We start from the raw sequence: 21,036 nt of genomic DNA, 5'->3' as shown, positions 1-21,036 counted from the left end.
GGCTTGTCTCAACTTCACCCGAAAGATGAAACGCCCGCGGCCACCCCTCGCCTAGGCACGCAGAAAACCCGCGCTTAGCGGGCATTTTTCACCCCTTGTAAGCTGCCTCACAAGGGGTGAACGCCCCTGCAATGGGGGTGATTGCACCGGCGCGGGTTCTCGCGATAACTATTGGCCAGAGTATATAGATGCACCACCAGCCTCACGGGTATCCCCCAGTAGAGGGGTATCTTCTTAGGCAGATACGCAGATTCGGGCGGCGGGTGAGCGTCGATAAGCAGCCGGAGTAAGCACCGGCTAATTGATGGTGGTCACCTTGGTGGTCATGATCGCCCACACTTCAGCTCCGAGGACGATGACCAGTGCCGCCACTGTGGTGACCACGAGTGCAATCGGATCGTAGAATGTGAGATCGCGAATCGCCCACAGGACGATGATGAGCACGACGATTTTCACCAACCAGCCACCGAGAACCACCACTCCCGTCATTTCCGGTGAAGTCTGGGACGTCAGCAGGGTGCTCACCACTGTCAACAGTACGAAACCGCCGCCGATAGCCGCCCCGAGGAGCACACCCCACACCCCGGGAAGATCACGAAGCAACCACCACAGCAGAAGTGACACCACCGTCACAGCTACCAGCGCGAGCGAGCCCATCTTCATTGCGCGTACCAAAGGGCGGCGCGGATCATCGAATTGCGAGGCGGATTTTTCAGTCATAATGCGGAGATTGTACACACTACGCAGCAGCGCAGCGTTCACCGAAAAGAGCGCATCCGCCTGGGACACTACTCAGACTGATTGCGGGCGCGAAGCCAGTTTCTTCTGCGTGCCGCGAGCCCGGCGCAGAGAGGGCAACACGGTGAGCACCACTGCCAGCGCAAAGCTCACCCCAAAGATCAGGCCGGCTATTCGCGCCGGAAAAACGGTAAATCCCACTGCCCCGAAAGCAACCACCGACACCCAGGTGTACAAGATGAGCACGACACGACGATGGGTGTGGCCGATGTCGAGCAGCCGGTGGTGCAGGTGTTTGCGATCAGCGGCAAAAGGTGAACGCCCCGCGGAAACTCGCCGGATCACTGCCAAGACTAGATCCAGTACGGGGATGAAGATCGCGGCTGCCACCACAATGAACGGGCTGAGCAGGGCGACGATGTCCTCGGTGCCGTAGAGACTCATGTTGATCTTTCCCGACGCCGAAGTGGCCGCCGCAGACAGCAACAAGCCGATGAGCATAGCTCCGGTATCCCCCATGAAGATGCGGGAGGGTTCGAAGTTGTGTGGCAAGAACCCAGCGCACACCCCCACCAAGGCCGCAGCGATGATTGCGGGTGGATAGGCGGAGACTGCACCGCCTTGGTCGTGCAGCACCGTGAGAGAGAAGACGAGAATCGCCGCGCCGGCGATCATGCCCAACCCGGCGGCGAGGCCATCGATGCCATCGACAAAATTGATGGCATTAATCAACGCCACGGTAAACAGGGTGGTAAAGACCGTAGACTGGACACTATCGAGAATGACGGTGGTGCCCTCCCCGAAGGGCACGTAGATCAGCGCCCATGAGAGACCGAGCGCGCTCATCACAATCGCGGCCAATACCTGGCCAATCAACTTAGTGATGGCATCGAGCTCGAAGACATCGTCGATCACGCCGACCACAACGATCACGATGCTGGCCCACAGAACGGCGTGCATCTCTGGGGTCATGGGCATGAAACCGCGGGTCAACGCCGGCAACTGGGAGGCCATGACCACCGCCAGCACCAGCCCGGTGAACATTGCTACTCCCCCGAGCTGCGGCTTGGGAGATTTGTGCACATCGCGATCTCGAATATCTGCGAGTAGCCCGGCGCGCACCACCGAGTGCCGGATGATGCCGGTGGTGAGGTAGGTGACCGCGCACGCCACCAGCAGGATGAGCGCAAGCTCACGCAGCGGAACTCCCGCTCCACCAGCGCCCATAGTGTTGTCCTTTCCTCACGCTATGCCGTGTCTCCACGCTGCTGCGTAGTGGCCGTGCCCAGCAAGGCTACTACGCATCAGCCTGCCTAAGAGCAGCCGTGGGGTATCTACTTCTCTCACTTCCGCAGTGTAGGCCACGCACTGAGGGCTTCTGCCCTGCTTAGTTACCTGCCCGGCTCCGCTAGCTTCCTGCCTCGCCGAGGCGAGGGCGCCGCCGCCCCTGCACCGCGACGGGTGCCCCGCGGTCTTATCGGGCTCGAAGCTGTTCGGGGTCGATCTCGAGTACCTCCGCGATGCGCTCGGCCGAGATAGCTCCTTCGCGTAGCAGCCTAGTGTTGTTGCCAGAGAGATCGACGATGCTCGATGGCTCGCCCTTGGCGCAGGTGCCACCGTCCAGATATGTCGATACCGCGGAGCCCAGCTGCTGTTTAGCGTCCTGGGCGGTGGTGGCCGGCGGCTGGCCGGAGATGTTGGCGCTGGAGACGGCCATGGGGCCGGTGGTGCGCAGCAGTTCGATAGCCACGGGGTGCAAAGGCATGCGTAGCATGACGGTGCCACGGGTATCGCCGAGGTTCCACATCAGCGACGGGGCCTGTTCGATCACGATCGACAGCCCGCCGGGCCAAAACGCCTCCACGAGACGCTGCGCCTTGTCGGTGTAGGTGTGCACCAGCCCTCGGACTGTGTCCCAGCTGCCGATGAGCACTGGCACCGGCATGTCCGGGCCGCGGCGCTTGGTGGCTAGGAGCTGGCTGACCGCCTGATTGTTGAAGGCATCGCATCCCAGCCCGTAGAGGGTGTCGGTGGGAAGAACAACCAGCTTTCCTTCCGCAACCTCGGCCGCGGCGGTGCGAACACCAAGCTCGCGTCTATCGTCCTGGGAGCAATCGAAGATCCGACTCACGTCGAGTTCTCTCCTTCTACGTCATCGGCACACGTGCCGTCGTTATCTGCACGTGTGATGGTGTAGCAAAAATAGTACGCCCCGCAGTGCACACGGCACTAACGGCATCACCTACCACCGTCGCCATGTCGTGCGATCGGCACTGCCGTACGCGGCACTGTGGTTTAGACTCCGCCGAAGACAATCCCGCCTACGATGACCGCGCTAAGGATGGAAAACGCAAGGGCAAAGGGAACGAACCGGAGCACGAAGTCTTTGCCCCACATGCCGTATTGCATGGCAATGAGTTTGATATCCACCATGGGGCCGACCACCACAAACACCAACTGGGCTGTGGGCGAGACGTGGGTAAAGGAGGCGGCGATGAAGGCGTCGGCCTCGGAGCAGAGGCTGAGCACGATGGCGAGCGCCGCCATCACGGCGATGGCCATAAGAGGGTAATCGTTGATCACCTCAAACCAGGATTGCGGCACGGTGACCTTGATCAGGGCGGCAGCCATAGCCCCGAGGGCGAGAAAGCCGCCGGCGTTCATGAGATCGTTGAGCGCGGAGGCTCGAAATACGTCCAGCCTCTTAACGTGGTGGTGCCCGTGGCCGCGGCCGATGTCCATGTACTCCTCGCCCCTGATGCTGATCCACATCCACCCCACCAATATGGCGGCTGCAAGCGAGGCGATCAGTCTGGCCCACACCATGAGGGGATAGCCATTGAACGCTACGGCGGTTGAGACCAACACCACGGGGTTGATGGCTGGGGCGGCAAGCATAAACGCGAGCGCCGCCGCCGGAGGGATCCCTCGCCGAATAAGTGAGCCACTAACGGGAACAGAGCCGCACTCACACCCCGGCAGAAGTAGCCCAGAGGTCGCCACAGTGGGCACGGCAAGGAACTCATTGCGTGGGGTGATGCTTCGGAGTGCAGAATCTGAGACAAAGGCCGAGATCGCCCCAGAAACGATCACGCCCAACACCAAAAAGGGCATAGCCTGAAGCGTGATGGCCACGGTGATGGAGGCCCACGACTCTACCGAGCCATGGAGGGGTAGTAGTGGCCCACGAAGATGCACCAGCATCAGGATCCCCGCAAGCACCGCCACTGCAACGACAGGGATCAGCCACCAGCGCCGCGCTGGGCGGGCAGCCCGGCGCGAGGACTCGGCAGTATCCACTGGGGATGTCATCTCATACCTGCTTTCTCTAAAGGTAGGGGCGTTCGGGCTGGTCAATGGCTGTGGCCTCGGCTACGCGCAGCATCGGCAGCTGGGAATTCGCCGCTGTATCTATCGTGGCGGTGAGCCGGTACCACTGATCTGGGCTGGGATCGTTGAGCCCATCGACGCCCGCTTGGTACGGGATGGCATCCGCGGCGCAGCAATAGATTTTGAACCGCCCCACAGCCCACTTCCCTTGAGGGTCACGGGAGGCGAATCCTTCAAGCCGAATGCGCACCCCGTCGAGTTGGTCCCGATCGCCGAAGTAGAAACGATTGGCAAGGTCCTCCAGGGTGATCTCATTGATCTCATCACGAGCCAGCTCGGGAAACGCGATGGTGCCATCAGGGTTGCGTTCAACGCGCACGATCTGTTGGGCGCGCTGGGTGTGAGCATCGCTCATGCTTGCCGACGCTCCCCCCACCGCGGTGGAACCCAGCATCGACGCCCCGAGCGGATCAGGCGCACACAGCACCGCGAGTAGCACCGGCACCAGCAACAACCACGAACTGGAGCGCACTGGGTGCTCCCCCGCCGCCCCCGCGATATCGCGGCTGAGACGAACAAGGGTCCACAGCCCTAAGCCGATCAATGCCGCCGCGGTGATTGCCATGAACGGCCGGAAGAAGGGCTGCACATAGTTGTTCAGCTGACCGGTGATCACGAGTGCCATGGCCACAATGCCCAGTAGCAGCACGATGGTGGCTGCTAGCACCGTAGAGCGGGTGCCCGAGGGGCCCGCCGGCGCCGGTTCCGCACAGCAGCACGGCGAGGGCGCGGATGGGTGGTCGCACCGAGACATGGCTATTTCAGTGTCCTTTCCGAGGGCTACTACGCATCAGAGTTATACCGAAAATAAGTGTAGGTAGTGGCGGACACGAGACGGTAGTGCGCCCGCCGCCTTGGGTCTAGGCCGAGCGAGAACGGCTCGTGGCATAAGCGATGCTGCCGACGACTACGATCACCGCCACACCGGCAAGCAGCCACCAGAGCGTGTGGGAATTCGGGGAGGTGGCGTCGTACTGCGTCTGCTTATCCCACTGGGGGCTGAGATCGATGGCAGTGGGATCGGTGTCCAGGCCCAGGGCTTGGGCGACCACATAGAAGATGTCGGTCTGATCCAGCTGCCCCACCACGTTCTGCGCACCAGGTCCGGAGGCAGCCACCTGGATTTGGGCTCCTGTGTGGGTTTGTCCACCGAGGGCCACATCCTCCTCGTTGGAGGGGGCGGTGGCGTAGTTCATCGTCATCTCCACCCCTGGGGTGGTACCGGCCACGGTGATGGTGCGACCTGCCGTGAGTGCCCCTGGGTTGGTGATCTGTGAGGTGTGCGCGTGATCTGTGGTGGAGATAATTAACGTCGGCTCGCCGGTGGCCTCCACCCAGTCTCGGACTGCGGCCAGCGTGGCATCATAGTCACTGAACTCACCGAACTGCCCGCAGGCATCGGCATCGTGGCCGGCCTTGTCCACGGAGGCGGCCTCCACCTGTAGTAGGAAGCCCTCCTCGTTACGCAATAGCTCCAGCGCAGTGGTGGTCATCTGCTCTAAGGTCGGGATCTGAGGGCCGCGCTCGGGATTCGCTCTGCACTGCTGGGCGGGTGCTACCGCCCCATCTTCAGTGGGGATGGATTGACTGTTGTGCCGCGGCATGTTACCTGGGGCAAATAATCCCAGCACAGGGTGCGCAGTGTTCGCCTCGCGGAGCCGCTGCATCTCCTCGGTGGTGCTGACAACTTGGTAGCCCTGCTCCTTGGCATTATCCACAACGCTTTTGCCTTCGGTCCACGTGTTGCCCGCCCAAGTGCCGCCGCGCTGCACGATCTGTTCAAAGGCTTCGCGGCCCCCACCGAAGGTCACATCGGCACGCAGATCCACGATCTGCTCGGAAATCGAGCCTAGGCCTCCATTCTCGCGATATTGTGCGTCCATCTCTGGGCCTTGACACTTCTCGTTGTTCTTGTCTTTCTCCGGCCCATAGCACTTCCGGTGCGCCGCATGGGCGGCAAAAGCAGCCGGGGTTGCGTCTTGGACTTCAGCGGTGGTGACATTGCCGATCTTCATGCCCTTGGCCTTGGCTAATTCCGCCATGGTGGGCACAGGTGCGCCGGCGACGTCCACTCCCACCGCACCGTTATAGGTTTTGATCCCAGAGTTCCAGGCCGAGCCCGACGCAGCGGAGTCGGTGACAAGATCCGGCTGACCAGTGCTCGCCGAGAGAGCATAGGTGGTGGCGCTGCCGGTGAAATCAAAGTTGTCATAGCCGGGCAGCCTTCCCGAGGGGCCGACGAGATAGTTGCGCGCCGAGGTGATCTCGGAATTGCCAGTGCCATCGGAGATCATCATGACCACGTTTTTCGCCTTCTCCGTCGATAACCCGTGGCCGCTCCTGCCGTAGTGGGCGCAGTCGCCAGGCTGTGGCGCTCGGCCATCGGCGCGGACCAGATAACAGGTCTCGCGCACATCATCTCGCGGCGCGGCGGCCGTGCTCAGATCGATAGTGTCGAAAGAGGAAGATTGTGCCACCTCCCAGTCGCCGAGGCGCAACGCATTAGCCATCACGTAGTGCAGATCGGTCTGGTCGATTCCACCAATGACATTTTCCGCCCCAGGCCCGAAGGCCGCGACCCGCAGCTCGGAGCCATTGTGCTGCGTGGAAAACTTCTCCTCGCCCTCGATCACCCCAGCGGGCAGGGTGCCATAACCAATGGCTTGGCCCACACCATCGGCTGTGGTCAGGCGGGTGGCGGGGCTCACCGACTCGGTGCCATCGGGAAGGATCTGGGCCGAGTGCGCGTGATCGGCGGCGAGCACAACTAGGGTCTCGCCGTCCTCGCGAGCAAAATCGAGGGCCTCTTTCACCGCCTCGTCGATGCGCTCCACCTCGCCGATCATGCCGCAGGCATCGGCGGCGTGATGACGCTTATCGATGCTGGCGGATTCGATCTGCAAGAAGAACCCCTTATCGGACTTCGGCTCATCGAGCAGCCGCAGCGCAGTGGAGGTCATCTCCGCCAGTTCAGGCTCGGTGCCGATATTGTTCGGGGTGCAGGTATCTGGTGCTCGTTGCGCCCCGCCAACAGAAGCAGAGGAGGGAGCAAACCGGGTGGTGAGATTGCCGTCATTAAACACGCCCAGCACGGGATGCTCCACCGAGGCATGATCGACAGAACGTAACTCTTCGGCGGTGGTGACCACGGTGTAGCCGGCATCAATGGCGTTGTCGAGCACGCTCCGGCCCTTGTGCCACTGCATGTCACTGTCGATGAAAGGAGAACGAGCAGGGCCGGATTCCTGCACGATGTGCTCCAAGGATTCCCTTCCGCCACCCAAGGTGATATCCGCACGGGTTTCCACCAGCTGCTCAGAGATTGACCCGAGCCCGCCATTCTCGCGATACTGCGCGGAATATTCCCCACCACGGCAGCGCTCCTGCTTATCCTCCTCAGGTCCATAACACGCGCGGTCCACAGCATGTGCCCCCATAGCTGCTGGGGTGGCGTCCTGGATTTCAGAGGTAGTGACATTGCCAGTACGCATGCCTCGTTCCTTGGCCATTTCCACCACGTTGCGCACAGGCTTGCCCTCAAGGTCTACCCCAATCGCGCCATTATAGGTTTTGGTGCCGGTGGACCACGCCGTGGCGGAGGCCGCGGAATCCGTCACCAGGTTGAAGCTGCCATCGCGGTCGATCGAATGATGGGTGTAGGCGCCGGTGGCTGGCAGATTATCAATGCCCTCGAAGCGTCCGCCCGCGCCCTTGAGATAGTTTCGTGCCGCGGTGATGGTTTGTTGATCCATACCGTCACCCACAATCAGGATCACATTGCGGGCCTTCGCCGCGCTTCTGCCCTGCCCCGCTGTGCCAAAACGGGCACAATCACCGGGGCCTGGGGCTACAACGCTGCCGTCTTCTCCCACGACACGGCAGTTGCTCATATCCCCCGCCGGGGTATCGGGTGTGGGGGTCTCGGCTACAGCGAGCGGCGCCTGCATCCGCTGTGATGGGTCAAAAGCGCTGTGGTTGAGGCCGAATCCTGTGAGCGCAACAATAAGCAACCCCGCCAGTGACAGGCGTGCGGTACGGGTAGAAATCGCCATGATGGTGTCTGTATTCCCTCGAGCTATCCACGTCGGCAGCCACCTGCCACGCTCAGCACACACCACTGTTCAGCGGCTGCAGGGCGCGGTGGCTCGGGCATGGTCGATGCCTCAGAGTGCCACCCTAGAAAAGTGGTGTGTCCCATCCCATACCGCCGAGCGACACCCGCATGAACACTCGATGACGCTTGGGAAACTACTTAGTTTCGTTCAGCTACCGCGAAGCGGGCGATGCCGTTGAGATCAGCCAGGGCCTCAACACCATGGAAACACCCACTACTCTCCAGCGCCGCGCACACGGTGGCAGAAGTGGCGTCGTCATGCTCGATGCCGACGTGCCCACCCGGGCGCACTAATCGCGCCACCACGGGGATCATCGGCTCGATCACGCTCATCCCATCTGCCCCAGCGAACACAGCCGCGTGGGGATCAGCAGCCACCTCCGGCTCGACGACGCTACCTTCCGGCACATAGGGCGGGTTTGTCACCACCACATCCACCTGCCCGCTCCACGTAGACAGCAGCCGAGGATCGGTGGCATCACCGGCAACCACAGTGATCCTCGGATAGCGCGAAGTGTTCTGCGTAGTGTACTTCCGCGCCGTGGCACTCAGCTCGACTGCTGCTATCTCTGCCTGCGGCACAGCGTGGGCAATCCAGCAGGCCAGCGCCCCCGATCCGCTGCACAGATCCACCACGCGAGGGGTGCGCACCCCCGAGGCGAGCATCGCTCGAAGACGCGCGATGGCCCACTCGGCCAAGATCTCGGTTTCGGGCCGCGGGATAAACACCCCCAGCCCCACCGCCAGCTCCACCGGCCCGAAGGCGGCGACGCCGAGGATGTGCTGGAGGGGTTCTCGGCGTGCGCGCCGGGCAATGAGCGCGTCAAAGTCCACAGGGCGCGGCAGAGCGTCACCGTGATGAAAAAACAGCTGGGATCGCTCAATGCCGAGGTGGTGTGCGAGCAGTGAGGAGGCGTCGATAAGCGCAGAAGGGCAACCACTCGCCATAAGACGAGCGGTTGCCTCGTGTAACGCTTGCCGGACCAGAAGGTCGGTCACGTTAGTTCTCCGCCTCCAAGCGTGCGGCGCGTTCGGCGGCCTGCAGGGCGGTGAATAGTTCCTCGAGCTGGCCGTCCAGCACCGAATCAAGGTTGTTGGCCTTGTAGTTGATGCGGTGATCAGAGATCCGGTTTTCCGGCCAGTTGTAGGTGCGGATACGCTCCGAGCGGTCCATGGTGCGGACCTGGCTGGCGCGCCCCTCGGCGGCCTCAGCCTCGGCTTCTTCCTCCCGCATCTGCTGCAGACGAGCGGCCAGCACCTGCATGGCGCGGGCGCGGTTTTGAATCTGCGAACGCTCCTTCTGGCAGGTCACCACCACACCGGTCGGCAGGTGGGTGATGCGCACGGCCGAGTCAGTGGTGTTCACGCCCTGGCCGCCCTTGCCGGAAGAACGGTAGACGTCCACGCGGATATCCTTCTCGTCGATCTCCACATCCTCCACCTCTTCCGGCTCGGGGTAGACGAGCACGCCGGCCGCCGAGGTTTGGATACGACCTTGCGATTCGGTGACGGGCACGCGCTGCACACGGTGCACTCCGCCCTCGAACTTAAACACGCTCCAGGCGCCGTCGCGGGAGGGCTGCTTCGAGCGGATGGACAGCGTGATGTCCTTCACGCCACCCAGATCCGACTCGGCCAAATCCAGCACCTCAGTGGAGAAACCGTTCTTGTCGGCGAACTTTTGGTACATGCGCACCAGCTCGCCGGCAAAGAGCGCAGCCTCCTCGCCACCGGCACCGGATTTGACCTCCATCACGATGTCATCGCCATCGTGGGGATCGCGCGGGGCCAACAAATCGGCCAGCTGCTCCTCGAGCTCCACGGCACGCTGCCCGAGGCGCTCGGCTTCCTCCGCGAAATCGTGATCCTCGTAGGCCATCTCCTTGGCGGCCTCGTGGTCCTCGCGGGTGGACTCCAGCTCCCGGTACACCTTCACGATCGGGCCCAGCTCCGAGTATCGCTTTGCGACGCGGCGCGCGGCCTTTTGATCGTTGTGCAGCTCAGGATCAGCCATCTGCTGCTCCAGGCCGTGATACTCGGCCAGGATGTCATCAACTGCTGAAACTTGGCTCATCTTAGGAGTAGTCCTCCTCCTGGTCGGCCGCCATCGGCGCGGAGGAAGCCACCTGCACCATGAACTCGCCGTTGTTCTTGGTCTTCTTCAGCTGCTTGATCAACAGATCGATAGCCTGCTGGTTATCCAGCGCGGAGAGGATCCGGCGTAGCTTGTGCACGATGCGGGCTTCCTCCGGGGCGAGTAGCAGCTCGTCCTTACGGGTACCAGAGGGGTTCACATCCACGGCCGGGAAGACGCGGCGCTCGGAGATCTTGCGATCCAGCTTCAGCTCCGCGTTGCCGGTGCCCTTGAACTCCTCGAAGATCACGGTGTCGCCAGCAGAACCGGTCTCAACCATAGCGGTGGCAATGATCGTGAGGCTGCCACCGTTTTCGATGTTGCGGGCAGCACCCAAGAACCGCTTCGGCGGGTAGAGCGCATTGGAGTCCACACCACCAGAGAGAATGCGGCCCGAGGCCGGAGAGGAGTTGTTGTAGGCACGACCCAAACGAGTGATGGAATCCAGCAGCACCACAACATCCTCGCCCTGCTCCACCAAACGCTTTGCGCGCTCGATGGCCAACTCGGCCACGGCGGTGTGCTCGCTCGGCGGGCGGTCGAAGGTGGAGGCAATGACCTCACCCTTGACGCTGCGCTGCATGTCCGTGACTTCCTCGGGGCGCTCGTCCACCAGCACCACCATCAGGTAGCACTCAGGGTTATTGGTGGCGATAGCGTTCGCGATGTTCTGCAGGATCGTCGTCTTACCGGCCTTCGGCGGGGAGACGATCAGGGCACGCTGGCCCTTACCGATGGGCATGATCAAATCGATCACGCGGGTGGTGAGGATCTTCTGCTCGGTCTCCAAACGCAGACGCTGATTCGGATACAGCGGGGTGAGCTTAGAGAAGTCCGGACGCTGGCGGGCTTCGTCCACGCTCATGCCGTTGACGGTATCGACCCGTGCCAAGGGGTTGTACTTCTGGCGGCGGTTGTTGCCGCGGTTGTTACCGCCCACCTTGGCCTGGCCGGTGATTGCATCACCACGGCGCAGCCCATTTTTACGGATCATGTTCTGGTTAACGAACACGTCCTGGGTGCCGGCCTGGTAGCCGGTCGTGCGGACGAAGGCGACGTTGTTATCCACGATGTCCAAAATGCCAGCCACCGGCTGCAGCTGGTCATCATTGCGGTTGTCGTTATCATCCTGGCCGTCATTGCCGCGGTCATTGCGGTCATTACGATCGTTGCCTCGGCCGCGGCGGTTATTGCGCTCGCGGCGGTTGCGGCGACCGCCCTTGTCATTACGATCGCGACGATTGCGGCGATTGCCACCCTGATCATCGTTGTTCTCAGAGTCATCGCCATCGTGGTGATCGCGGTTTTTATTCTTGCCGCGGTTGTCGCGATCGCGATTGCGGTTCTCGCGGTTGTCACGGTCGCGGTCACGATTATCGCGCTCGCGGTTGTCACGGTTATCGCGATTGTCGCGATTGTCGTTCGAGGAGGTGTCCTCGGAATCGTTGTTATCGTCTTCATCCTCGCCGCGGTCATTCTCGCGGCGCTCGCGCTGAATCTGGCGCTGCTTGTGGCGGCGGGCGCGTCGGGCTGCGGAGCGGGACTCGTAGTACACCGGCTCCTCCTCGGAGTCGGAGTTCTGAGAAGACTCAGCCCTGTCGGCCTTCTGCGCCTTCTCGCTGTTCTGCTCGGACTTCGCGGACTTCTCAGCTCCGGGATCGTTGGAGCCCTCGTGCGGTTCTGGGGTGTGGGCTTTAGCAGTCGCGCGACGACGCCGCGAGCGAGGCGAGTGATCCTCGGTGTCGGCGGAAGTCTCCGCGGCATCGTTGTTCGCCGCAGCGCGCTTCGAGCCCTGTCCCCCATTGCCACCGGCAGCGCCGGACTGGGCGGCCTTGATGGCATCGACGAGCTCAACCTTGCGCTTGCCGGAGAGACCGCGCAGCCCCAAGTCGCGGGCCATGGCGCGCAGTTCCGGCAGCCGCAGGGAGTTGAGGTCCTTAGCGGAAGTGTCCTTATCGGTCACGAAGTTCCTTTCATCGCTTTTTCTTCATCCCCCGTAGATCGCCGCGGCCATGCAGGAAACACGCCGTATGCAGCGGGTAGGAACACCTGCCCAAGGATGAGGGCACGGATGGGCATTCGAGGTTAAAAGCTACTGTGGAGTTTGATGTGGGGACTACCTGCGGATAGTGATTCTCCAGCGACAACACGCCGGCAGGTAGTCGAACGCGTGGCGTAAACGCGAGGCGCCGCGGAGTGCGGGCTCATGGCCGTCCACGTGGACGTCGATAAGCACGAGCGGTGAGGCCGCCTCCTCCAAGGCGATCGATCAACGCATGATAAACGCTGCGTAGGTCCGCACGGCACCGCAACTCACCACCGTGGAGGTGTTGTGAAGGAGTGCGGGGTGTGTGTGCGACGTCTGCAGCCTCGTTGACGCCTGTGTTCGCACCGAGAGCGTAGTGCACGATCCCCAACCAGTGTCGAGGTGCGTGCTACTGACAGTCGATCATAACAGAGCTGTAACTCTCCTGCGAAGAGACACCACCGCCGACCCAGTCCGCTGCCCACTGCCTTGCTCACCCACTACGCCTCACCGGATCGGGCCGCCTCACCATAGGGCTGTGCGCACAGGGCCGGCCACGAAAGCCATCAACGCTGTGATCGAGCCGCGTAGTCAGCATTATCTATACAGTGCAGCGAGAGTGGCGGGGCAAACAGTTAAGCTAGAGCCTATGCGCAGCACCATGCACGATATTCCCCTGTCCTTGGCGCGGATTCTGGATTACGGTTCGACCGTCTTCGGCGACACCACCGTGACCACGTGGACGGATAACGGCCCCGAGACCACAACGTTTTCGGCCATCGGCGCCCGTGCGGCTGCCTTCGCCCATGCCCTGCGCGATGAGCTCGGTATCGACGGCGATCAACGCGTGAGTACGTTCATGTTCAACTGCGCCGAACACCTCGAGGTGCTTTTCGCCGCCTCGTGTATGGGGGCGGTATTCGCACCGCTGAATAAGCAGCTTATGCACGATCAGATCCGCCACATTATTAATCACGCCGAAACCCGGGTGATTGTGGCCGATCCTTCCCTCGCCGCACCTTTGGGCTCGATTTTGCAGGGCTGCCCCACCGTAACTGCGGTGGTGTTTACCGGCCTTGAGGACCCAGCGCGGCTGCGCGAGCTCATCCCCGAGAATCTGCCGGTCTATTCCTACGAAGCACTCCTCGATGGACGCCCGGCCCACTTCGACTGGCCGGAGTTGGATGAAACCACCGCCGCGGCGATGTGCTATTCCACGGGCACCACGGGCGCACCTAAGGGCGTGGCCTATTCCCATCGTTCGATCTACATTCAGACCTTGGAGTTACGCTCGAGCGATGCGATGGCGATCGCCCACGGGGTGCCCTTTTTGTGCTGTGTGCCGATCTATCACGTGTTGAGTTGGGGGGTTCCGGTGACGGCGTTTATGTCCGGCACGCCGCTGATTATGCCGGGCCCGGATGTCTCGGCCCCGCGGCTCGCGGAGATCATTGAAACCTGCCATCCGCGTATGGCCCACGGGGTGCCCACCTTGTGGATTTCTCTCATGGTGCACTATCTCTCGCACCCGCCCCAGCGCATGAGTTTGACCGAGCTGTTTGTGGGTGGATCCCCGGTGCCGCCGGTGTTGATCCAGCTGTGGGAAGAACGCTATGGCGTTGATGTGGTGCATGTGTGGGGCATGACAGAGACATCCACGGTGGGCACGGTCTCCAGGCCGCCGGTGGGCGCCTCTGGCGAGCGCCGCTGGCTGTATCGCACCTCCCAGGGCCGATTTTCACCCTCTGTGGAGTTCCGGGTGGTCAACGATGGTGCTATCCAGTCCTCTACCGACCGCAACCAGGGCGAGATCCAGGTACGCGGCAACTATGTCACCGAGCGCTACTATGACTCCCCCACTGAGCACGACGACAAGCCCGCTGCGGTGTTTAGGGGCGAACCGGTAGATCATGCGGTCGAGCAGTTTACCGCCGATGGGTGGTTGAAGACCGGCGATGTGGGGTCAGTGACCAAGGATGGCTTCCTCACCATCGAGGATCGTGCGCGAGATGTGATTCGCTCCGGCGGCGAGTGGATCTACTCAGTGCAGCTGGAAAACATGGTGATGGAACACGATGACGTCGTGGAGGCCGCAGTGATTGGTTACCCAGACGATAAGTGGGGCGAGCGCCCCCTGTCGGTGACCGTGTTGCATCCTGGGGTGGAGCCCACCCGCGCCACCGCCGAGCGGCTGCGCGATAGTTTAAGGGAACGCCTGCCGCGCTGGATGCTGCCGGAGTATTGGACCTTTGTGGACAGCATCGATAAGACGAGCGTGGATAAGTTCGACAAGAAGGACCTGCGCATGCACCTGCGCGATGGGGATTATTGCGTGATTAAGTTGATCGGCCCCGGCTCGTCCACGCCACGCAACACCCAGCGCACCGAGCAGCCAGCGGGTGCGCAGCCGAGCGCCGAGCCGACCCAGCACGACACCGCACAGCGCCAAGGCGACAGCACGGACTAAAACCACCGCCAACACGTCGATCGCCACGCCGCACAGCATGAGCAAACCTCGGTTCGAACCCGCCCACAGGCGCCGGCCTTCGACGCGCCGTGGTGGCATGAGCTACGGTGCGGCTATAGTCTGGTCTGCACCATGAACATCGACACTGCCTCTTATCCCTCACCGCGCGAGGCCACCGGCGAGCCTTCTCGTCTGCTTTTGCAGGACACATTCGGCCGCGTGGCTAGAGATCTGCGGGTGTCGTTGACCGATAAATGCAATTTGCGCTGTACCTATTGCATGCCAGCTGAGGGGTTGAACTGGCTGGCCCAAGAGAAGACTCTCAGCGATGAAGAGGTGTGCCGTCTTCTGCGCATCGCGGTAGAGCGCCTCGGTATCCGCCACTTGCGTTTCACCGGCGGTGAGCCGCTGCTGCGCCGCTCTTTGCCGGAGATCATCGCCTTCGCCTCTAGTTTGCGCACCGATGAAGGCCGCGCGCCGCGTACCGCCTTGACCACCAATGGCTTGGGGTTGGATAAGAGGGCCGCTGAGCTTGTCGACGCCGGCCTTGACCGCGTCAATATCTCCTTGGACTCTCTTGATCGCCACCGCTATCACGTCCTCTCTCGCCGCGACCGGCTAGACGATGTGCTGGCATCGATCGACGCGGCACTACAGGCGGGGCTATCACCGGTGAAGATCAACACTGTGGTGATGCCGGGTTCGAACGAACAAGATATCCTGCCGCTTGCGCATTTCGCCCTGCGCACCGGGGCCCAGTTGCGCTTCATTGAGCAAATGCCTTTAGGCCCGCCCGAGCAGTGGGATCGCAACATCATGATCACCGCCCGCGACATTGTGGAGACACTGGCGAAGGATTTCGAGTTGAGTCCCTCCTCTACCCCGCGCGGCTCAGCCCCTGCAGAGCTGTGGACTGCGGTCGAGCGTGACCACCCCCACCACTCCGGTGAGATCGGCGTGATTGCGGCTGTGACCCACCCCTTCTGCGGCGATTGTGATCGCTCACGGCTGACCGCCGATGGTTTCATGCGCAATTGCCTCTTTTCTCGGAGCGAGACGGATCTGCGCTCACTGCTGCGTTCAGGGGCGAGCGATGAGGAGATCATGGCCGCATGGGCCCAGGGCATGGCTGAGAAAAAAGCTGGCCACGGAATTGATGATCGCAGCTTCATTCAGCCGCAGCGCCTGATGTCTGAAATTGGTGGATAGAGGCCATCTCGGTTGAGCCCTCCGCGTATTCTTAAGCGAGGCTAGCCGCGCCCGATCTGCCTGTGAGTCCGATTTCAAGGAGAATATCCGCCCGTGACCAATGACCTGAACGTCAAGGTTCGTTTCTTTGCCGCTGCCGCCGATGCCGTCGGCTGCGAACAGTGCACGCTCTCGATGCCGGCCCATGCCACAGTCGCTGATGCTCGGGCGGCGCTGGCTCAGCGCTACCCCGCGGCCGCATCGGTGCTGGGAAGCTGTGCGGTGTTCATCGACGATCATCTGGAGGCGGATTCCTCCCGCCCGCTCGAGACGGTAGAGAGCATGGATCTTCTGCCGCCCTTCGCTGGCGGTTAAGCCCGAAGCAGGGCTGAGATGTTTAGGCGCAGTTCGACCACTCGTAGGTGCCGTCGGCGAAATATTGTTTCTTCCACACTGGCAGGCGCAGCTTGATGGCGTCGACAAGCGCAGCGATGGCGGCAAAGGCCTCCTGACGATGGGAGGAAGCCACCGCCGCCCCGAGCGCGACATCGCCAATCCCCAAGGCGCCAGTGCGGTGATAGACCGCCACGGCGTGAAGATCGAAGCGCTCAGCGATCTCCTCTGCCACCTCCACGATGATGCGCCCCGCCGCTGGGTGCGCGGAGTACTCCAATGAGGTCACACTATGGCCGTGGTCATGATTGCGCACCCGGCCATCGAAGGTGACTACCGCCCCCGCCTCGGGGCAAGCCACCGCCGCTGAAAGCGCGGCCATATCGATCGGCTCGGTGCACATTCCGGAGCTGGTGGCGACCATTGAGAGGGATATCCTTTCTGCGCGGCGGTTGACGGAGCGCACTCACCGGCACTCGCTAGACTTGCCTACTATGCCACAGTTTCGCAGTGTCGACGATCACCTGCGCGCCGTTGCCGAGCTCGGTCAGCGCTACCTCGCCTCAACCACCCCCACCACCGAGATGTGCGCGGTCGAGCAGGCACGCGGGCGGGTGCTCGCCACCGATATTCGCGCCCGCTACCCCATCCCGGCGTTTCACAACTCGGCGATGGATGGTTTCCTTGTCCACTACACCGATCTCACAGGAGATAGCACCACCCTGCCGGTGGTGGCCGATGTGCCCGCCGGTAGCGCCCCACGCAGCCCCCAACCGGGCGAAGCCGTGCGCATCATGACAGGCGCACCGATCGAGGTCTCCGGCTCCGTTGCCGATACCTCGCTGGCCGTGGTCCCAGTGGAGGCCTCCGATATGCCGATCGGGCTGAGCGAGTGCCCCGCCGAGGTATGCCTGCAGGGCACAGCCAGAGCAGGGCAGCATATTCGTGCCGCCGGTGAAGACGTCCACCTCGAACAGACTGTGCTGAGCGCGGGCACCGTGGTGGATGCCGGCGTACTAGCCACAGCGATCTCAGTAGGCCACTCCGAACTGGAGGTCTACTCCGTGCCCACCGTGGCTGTGCTCTCCACCGGCGATGAGCTACGCGCCCCCGGCGAGGAACTCGGCGCGGGGCAGATCCCCGACTCCAACGGCCCGATGCTCGCCGCGCTTGTCGCCGCAGCTGGCGCCGACTGCATCCGCGTACACTGCAGCTCCGATACGCCTGCAGAGTTTGAGCGCACCCTAGGTGAACTCAGCGAACGGGCCGATATGATCATCACCTCCGGCGGTGTCTCCGCAGGCTCCTTCGACGTGGTCAAAGAAGTCCTTAGCCAGCACGGGGTGTGGTTTGGCGCCATCGCCCAGCAGCCTGGTAAGCCCCAAGGCCTTGGGCTGGTCAACTCCACACTCATCGCCTGCCTGCCGGGCAATCCGGTGAGTGTGTATGCCTCCTTCCATCTCTACGTCGCTGCGCTCATACGGCTACTACGCAGCAGAGTGCACACCCCTGGCCAGTGGGATCTTCCTATCGTCGTAGCTACCGCCGGCGGGCACTTTCCCGGCGACGCCCGGCGCGCTAGATTCGTGCCGGTGTGCCTCGAACGCACTGGGCCGGTTACGGCGACCACGGTGCGTGCTGTGCCCGCCCATCATCGCGGCCTTGGCTCCCATCTCATCAGCTCACTAGCAGTCGCTGATGGGCTAGCCATCGTGCCCGCAGGGGCTGGTGATAGAGACGATGGCGACGAGATTCGAGTGCTGTGCACTCGGCTCTAGTACCACCGCCAGTGCCCCGAAGGCAGCTCCGAGTACCCAACCACATCCCCCACCGAAATAGCTCACTTATTGTAAGGACCTCCCATGAGTAAGGATCTCACGTTCACCCACCTCAACGAGGCCGGCACTGCCTACATGGTGGATGTCACCGCCAAAACCCCCACCGTGCGAGAGGCCACTGCGTATGGCGAGGTGGCCTGTTCTTCTGAGGTGATGAGCGCGCTGCGGGATAACCGCGTGCCCAAGGGCGATGTGCTGGCGGTGGCGCGCATCGCGGGCATCTCCGCGGCAAAGAAAGTGCCCGAGCTACTGCCGCTGGCCCACACCATCGGGGTACACGGCTGCTCGGTGGAGCTTGAGCTCCGCGACGATCACGTGGCGATCACCGCGACGGTGCGCACCGCCGATCGCACCGGGGTGGAGATGGAGGCATTGACCGCCGTGTCCGTCGCGGCACTCGCCGTCATCGACATGGTGAAAGGCGTGGATCGATCCGCCTATATTCGCCGAAGCGCAATTATCGCCAAGTCGGGTGGCCGCTCGGGTGACTGGTCCCGCGAGATTCCCCAATGAGCACCGGCGTTGATGTGATCCTGCTGGCTGGCGGCCGGGGCAGCCGCATGGGCGGACGGGATAAAGCCACCGTAACGGTGCACGGCCGCCGGCTCATCGACCACTGTCTTGCCACTATCGACGCTTACCTGCCCAGCGCACGCGTCTGCCTAGTCACCACCCGCGCGGTGCAGCTGCCGGCAGGGGTGGTGCAGGCCCGCGAGACGCCGCCTTTTTCAGGACCTGTAGCGGCGATCGCCGCGGGGGTTACCCGCCTTGCGGCAGATCACCCGCCCCACCCCACCACCTTGGTGCTCGCGGTGGATGCGCCTCATTCAGCCAGGCTCTATCCGCAGCTTGCCGCGGCCCTCGCAGAAAACACGCAGGACGAAGGTGATGATGGACGGGAGGTGGGCGTCGATAAGCCTGCTCCGCGCCCTGGGATCGATCTCACTCTGGTGCGTAGTAGCGATGGCCACCGACAGCCACTGTGCGCGCTCTGGCGAACCGAGTCGCTGACGCGCGCCGTGGCAGAGCTCTCAGAATGCGCGGGGGCTGCGGTCTCGGCGCTGCTGAGCAATCAACGCATCGGCGAGATCCCAGGCGATGGCTCCGAACGCGACTACGACACCCTCGCGGCCCTAGAGGACTTTCCCTCCGACTAACACCAGACCCGTAGACCTCACCGCTCGTGCTGGTGCTCGTGTTCCCGGTGTTCGTGCTCGCTCGCGCCATCCATCTGATCCACAATATGGCTCAGCAGCGGGCCCACCACCGCAAGCACATCGGCCACCCCGCCGCGCGAACCAGGGGCATTGATGATCACTGCCGGGCGCTGACTGGCCCGGCGCGCAATACCCACAAGCCCCCGCGACAATGCCGCCAACGGGGTTGCCTGCAGCCCGCGGAGCAGAATCTGCGTGGAGATCTGATGCAACTGCACATCGAGCAGCGGCGCCGTCGCCTCCGGGGTGAGATCCCGCGGCGACACGCCAGTACCACCGGTGGTAAACACCACTCGCGCGCCCGCTTCGATCGCTTCGATAATGGCCTCTTGCACCGACTCCACGCCGTCTTCAACCACGGTGATCTGCCCGACCGTGACCCCATAGTCGCATAACCCCTGCCGAGCCTTCGGCCCCGAAAGATCCTGCCGTTCGCCGCGGGCACAGCGATCTGAGACTGTGATGACAGCACCTGGAATCTCCGGCATGGACTCCAGTGGGCGGGGGCTGCGGTGGGCGTCGGATTCGCAGTGGGCGTGAGATTCGTTCACGGATCGGCTCTCCTTATGCTGAGATTGAGGCTGTCGTAGGTTGAGGGATGTGTTGGCTAGATGCTGTCCGCTTGGCGTGAAGGCTGATGCGTAGTGCCTACTCTAGGCCACCGATATCGGGGCCGAAGTGCTGCTCAGAGTCTGGCGAATCTAGCCCCTTGGGCCTGCACAGACGGCGGTGCGTGCTGTGTACCATATGGTCATGCGCAGATTCCTGACGACGTTGACAAGCGTGCTCGCCGCAGCGGGGGTGTTGAGTGCCTGCTCATCCAACACTGCAGACGCCCCAAGCCCCGATGCCACGCAGCTGGATGTCTTCGCCGCCGCCTCCACCCGAGTGCTCAGTGACGACTTCGCGGACCTCGCCGCCGAGTTGGACCGCCCCGCAGAGCTTGTGATCCAAAACGCCGGCTCCTCCGCGTTGGTGCAGCAGCTTGTCGATGGCGCACCGGCCGATGTGCTCATCACCGCCGACGAGCGCACCATGAATCAGGCTGTCAATCAGGGTGTGGTTGAAGCCCCAGAAGTAGTGGCCAGCAACTATCTGGTGCTGGTGGTGCCCGCCGATAATACCGCCGGCATCACCGGATTCGACGAGTCCCTCCTCGATGCCACCGTTGTAGTCTGCGACGAGCAGGTGCCGTGCGGCGCAGCTTCTGCGCGGCTTATCGACGCCGCCCTCCCCTCCCTCACACCCGCCTCCCTCGAGGCGAACGTCACCGACACCCTGGGCAAGGTCACCTCCGGCGGCGCGGATGCCGCCTTGGTCTACGCCTCCGATGCGCTCGCCGCCGGGGATGCCGTGCGCACCTTCGATATCCCGGGCGCCGACGCCGCGCCTAACCACTACCTCGCCGCAGTGGTATCGACCAGCGAGAAGAAAGAAGAGGCCGCTGACTTCCTCAAGGCACTGCGCAGCACCGCCGCCGACGAAGCCTGGTCCAACCACGGCTTCAACCCCGTCACCAACTAACCACGGG

The 21,036-nt window shown here is 62.7% G+C and carries 18 protein-coding genes; 7 read left to right on the top strand and 11 right to left on the bottom strand.

The genetic code is table 11. From position 1 onward, the window contains the following. Window positions 1-297: 297 nt before the first annotated feature. The 9 genes from CCICO_RS04680 to rho form a co-directional block, all read right to left on the bottom strand. On the bottom strand, window positions 298-720 hold the full coding sequence (locus CCICO_RS04680; RefSeq protein WP_026161496.1) for a Cg1360 family ATP-synthase-associated protein: 423 nt from the start codon (window positions 718-720) through the stop codon (window positions 298-300). Between the two features lie 72 nt (window positions 721-792). Further along, on the bottom strand, window positions 793-1,965 hold the full coding sequence (locus CCICO_RS04675) for an MraY family glycosyltransferase (RefSeq protein WP_018019999.1): 1,173 nt from the start codon (window positions 1,963-1,965) through the stop codon (window positions 793-795). A 247-nt stretch (window positions 1,966-2,212) separates the two neighbouring features. Further along, window positions 2,213-2,869: an L-threonylcarbamoyladenylate synthase gene (locus CCICO_RS04670; RefSeq protein WP_018020000.1), complete on the bottom strand. Its 657-nt coding sequence runs from the start codon at window positions 2,867-2,869 to the stop codon at window positions 2,213-2,215. A gap of 164 nt (window positions 2,870-3,033) precedes the next feature. Further along, window positions 3,034-3,942: a permease gene (locus CCICO_RS04665; RefSeq protein WP_051067270.1), complete on the bottom strand. Its 909-nt coding sequence runs from the start codon at window positions 3,940-3,942 to the stop codon at window positions 3,034-3,036. Between the two features lie 124 nt (window positions 3,943-4,066). Further along, window positions 4,067-4,882, bottom strand: coding sequence for a TIGR03943 family putative permease subunit (locus CCICO_RS04660; RefSeq protein WP_018020002.1), 816 nt, complete (start codon window positions 4,880-4,882; stop codon window positions 4,067-4,069). Window positions 4,883-4,988: 106 nt separating this feature from the next. Then, a complete protein-coding gene (locus CCICO_RS04655) occupies window positions 4,989-8,180 on the bottom strand; it encodes an alkaline phosphatase (protein WP_018020003.1) in 3,192 nt (1,063 codons plus the stop codon). A gap of 200 nt (window positions 8,181-8,380) precedes the next feature. After that, window positions 8,381-9,241: a peptide chain release factor N(5)-glutamine methyltransferase gene (gene prmC, locus CCICO_RS04650; RefSeq protein WP_040357771.1), complete on the bottom strand. Its 861-nt coding sequence runs from the start codon at window positions 9,239-9,241 to the stop codon at window positions 8,381-8,383. Between the two features lies 1 nt (window position 9,242). Next, window positions 9,243-10,316 (bottom strand): peptide chain release factor 1, encoded by a 1,074-nt coding sequence (prfA, locus tag CCICO_RS04645; RefSeq protein ID WP_018020005.1) that lies wholly within the window; start codon window positions 10,314-10,316, stop codon window positions 9,243-9,245. A gap of 1 nt (window position 10,317) precedes the next feature. Next, a complete protein-coding gene (gene rho, locus CCICO_RS04640; protein ID WP_018020006.1) occupies window positions 10,318-12,339 on the bottom strand; it encodes a transcription termination factor Rho in 2,022 nt (673 codons plus the stop codon). Between the two features lie 712 nt (window positions 12,340-13,051). Between rho and CCICO_RS04635 the strand changes: the two genes are divergently transcribed. From CCICO_RS04635 to CCICO_RS04625, 3 genes are all read left to right on the top strand, one after another. After that, window positions 13,052-14,869 (top strand): long-chain fatty-acid--CoA ligase, encoded by a 1,818-nt coding sequence (locus CCICO_RS04635; RefSeq protein WP_018020007.1) that lies wholly within the window; start codon window positions 13,052-13,054, stop codon window positions 14,867-14,869. A gap of 132 nt (window positions 14,870-15,001) precedes the next feature. Beyond that, a complete protein-coding gene (gene moaA / locus CCICO_RS04630; protein WP_018020008.1) occupies window positions 15,002-16,078 on the top strand; it encodes a GTP 3',8-cyclase MoaA in 1,077 nt (358 codons plus the stop codon). 93 nt (window positions 16,079-16,171) lie between these two features. Continuing rightward, the gene (locus CCICO_RS04625; protein WP_018020009.1) at window positions 16,172-16,432 is read left to right on the top strand and encodes a MoaD/ThiS family protein; all 261 of its coding nucleotides are present in this window, start codon (window positions 16,172-16,174) and stop codon (window positions 16,430-16,432) included. 22 nt (window positions 16,433-16,454) lie between these two features. On the opposite strand, the gene CCICO_RS04620 is transcribed toward CCICO_RS04625, so the two are convergent. Then, window positions 16,455-16,874 (bottom strand): molybdenum cofactor biosynthesis protein MoaE, encoded by a 420-nt coding sequence (locus tag CCICO_RS04620; RefSeq protein WP_018020010.1) that lies wholly within the window; start codon window positions 16,872-16,874, stop codon window positions 16,455-16,457. A 70-nt stretch (window positions 16,875-16,944) separates the two neighbouring features. Between CCICO_RS04620 and CCICO_RS04615 the strand changes: the two genes are divergently transcribed. The 3 genes from CCICO_RS04615 (at window position 16,945) to mobA (ending at window position 19,445) form a co-directional block, all read left to right on the top strand. After that, a complete protein-coding gene (locus tag CCICO_RS04615) occupies window positions 16,945-18,228 on the top strand; it encodes a molybdopterin molybdotransferase MoeA (protein ID WP_018020011.1) in 1,284 nt (427 codons plus the stop codon). An 84-nt stretch (window positions 18,229-18,312) separates the two neighbouring features. Then, window positions 18,313-18,801, top strand: coding sequence for a cyclic pyranopterin monophosphate synthase MoaC (gene moaC / locus CCICO_RS04610; RefSeq protein ID WP_018020012.1), 489 nt, complete (start codon window positions 18,313-18,315; stop codon window positions 18,799-18,801). Further along, on the top strand, window positions 18,798-19,445 hold the full coding sequence (gene mobA, locus CCICO_RS04605) for a molybdenum cofactor guanylyltransferase (RefSeq protein ID WP_018020013.1): 648 nt from the start codon (window positions 18,798-18,800) through the stop codon (window positions 19,443-19,445). Before moaC ends, mobA begins: the two co-directional genes overlap by 4 nt. A gap of 17 nt (window positions 19,446-19,462) precedes the next feature. Here the strand turns inward: mobA and CCICO_RS04600 are convergent, their stop codons facing one another. Next, window positions 19,463-20,056 (bottom strand): MogA/MoaB family molybdenum cofactor biosynthesis protein, encoded by a 594-nt coding sequence (locus CCICO_RS04600; protein ID WP_018020014.1) that lies wholly within the window; start codon window positions 20,054-20,056, stop codon window positions 19,463-19,465. A gap of 202 nt (window positions 20,057-20,258) precedes the next feature. Between CCICO_RS04600 and modA the strand changes: the two genes are divergently transcribed. Beyond that, on the top strand, window positions 20,259-21,029 hold the full coding sequence (gene modA / locus CCICO_RS04595; RefSeq protein ID WP_167540153.1) for a molybdate ABC transporter substrate-binding protein: 771 nt from the start codon (window positions 20,259-20,261) through the stop codon (window positions 21,027-21,029). Window positions 21,030-21,036: the final 7 nt, after the last annotated feature.

This window comes from Corynebacterium ciconiae DSM 44920 (assembly GCF_030440575.1).
GTDB classification, from domain to species: Bacteria; Actinomycetota; Actinomycetes; order Mycobacteriales; family Mycobacteriaceae; genus Corynebacterium; species Corynebacterium ciconiae.
Note: the sequence above shows the minus strand (reverse complement) of the source record. Positions and strands in the feature narration are given on the sequence as shown.

What these genes read in the sequence shown, in the direction of transcription:
- CCICO_RS04680 (WP_026161496.1), bottom strand. Translation starts at nt 720, where the DNA reads ATGACTGAAAAATCCGCCTCGCAATTCGATGATCCGCGCCGCCCTTTG.
- CCICO_RS04675 (WP_018019999.1), bottom strand. Translation starts at nt 1,965, where the DNA reads ATGGGCGCTGGTGGAGCGGGAGTTCCGCTGCGTGAGCTTGCGCTCATC.
- CCICO_RS04665 (WP_051067270.1), bottom strand. Translation starts at nt 3,942, where the DNA reads ATGCTGGTGCATCTTCGTGGGCCACTACTACCCCTCCATGGCTCGGTA.
- CCICO_RS04660 (WP_018020002.1), bottom strand. Translation starts at nt 4,882, where the DNA reads ATGTCTCGGTGCGACCACCCATCCGCGCCCTCGCCGTGCTGCTGTGCG.
- CCICO_RS04655 (WP_018020003.1), bottom strand. Translation starts at nt 8,180, where the DNA reads ATGGCGATTTCTACCCGTACCGCACGCCTGTCACTGGCGGGGTTGCTT.
- prfA (WP_018020005.1), bottom strand. Translation starts at nt 10,316, where the DNA reads ATGAGCCAAGTTTCAGCAGTTGATGACATCCTGGCCGAGTATCACGGC.
- CCICO_RS04635 (WP_018020007.1), top strand. Translation starts at nt 13,052, where the DNA reads ATGCGCAGCACCATGCACGATATTCCCCTGTCCTTGGCGCGGATTCTG.
- moaA (WP_018020008.1), top strand. Translation starts at nt 15,002, where the DNA reads ATGAACATCGACACTGCCTCTTATCCCTCACCGCGCGAGGCCACCGGC.
- CCICO_RS04620 (WP_018020010.1), bottom strand. Translation starts at nt 16,874, where the DNA reads ATGGTCGCCACCAGCTCCGGAATGTGCACCGAGCCGATCGATATGGCC.
- CCICO_RS04615 (WP_018020011.1), top strand. Translation starts at nt 16,945, where the DNA reads ATGCCACAGTTTCGCAGTGTCGACGATCACCTGCGCGCCGTTGCCGAG.
- moaC (WP_018020012.1), top strand. Translation starts at nt 18,313, where the DNA reads ATGAGTAAGGATCTCACGTTCACCCACCTCAACGAGGCCGGCACTGCC.
- mobA (WP_018020013.1), top strand. Translation starts at nt 18,798, where the DNA reads ATGAGCACCGGCGTTGATGTGATCCTGCTGGCTGGCGGCCGGGGCAGC.
- modA (WP_167540153.1), top strand. Translation starts at nt 20,259, where the DNA reads ATGCGCAGATTCCTGACGACGTTGACAAGCGTGCTCGCCGCAGCGGGG.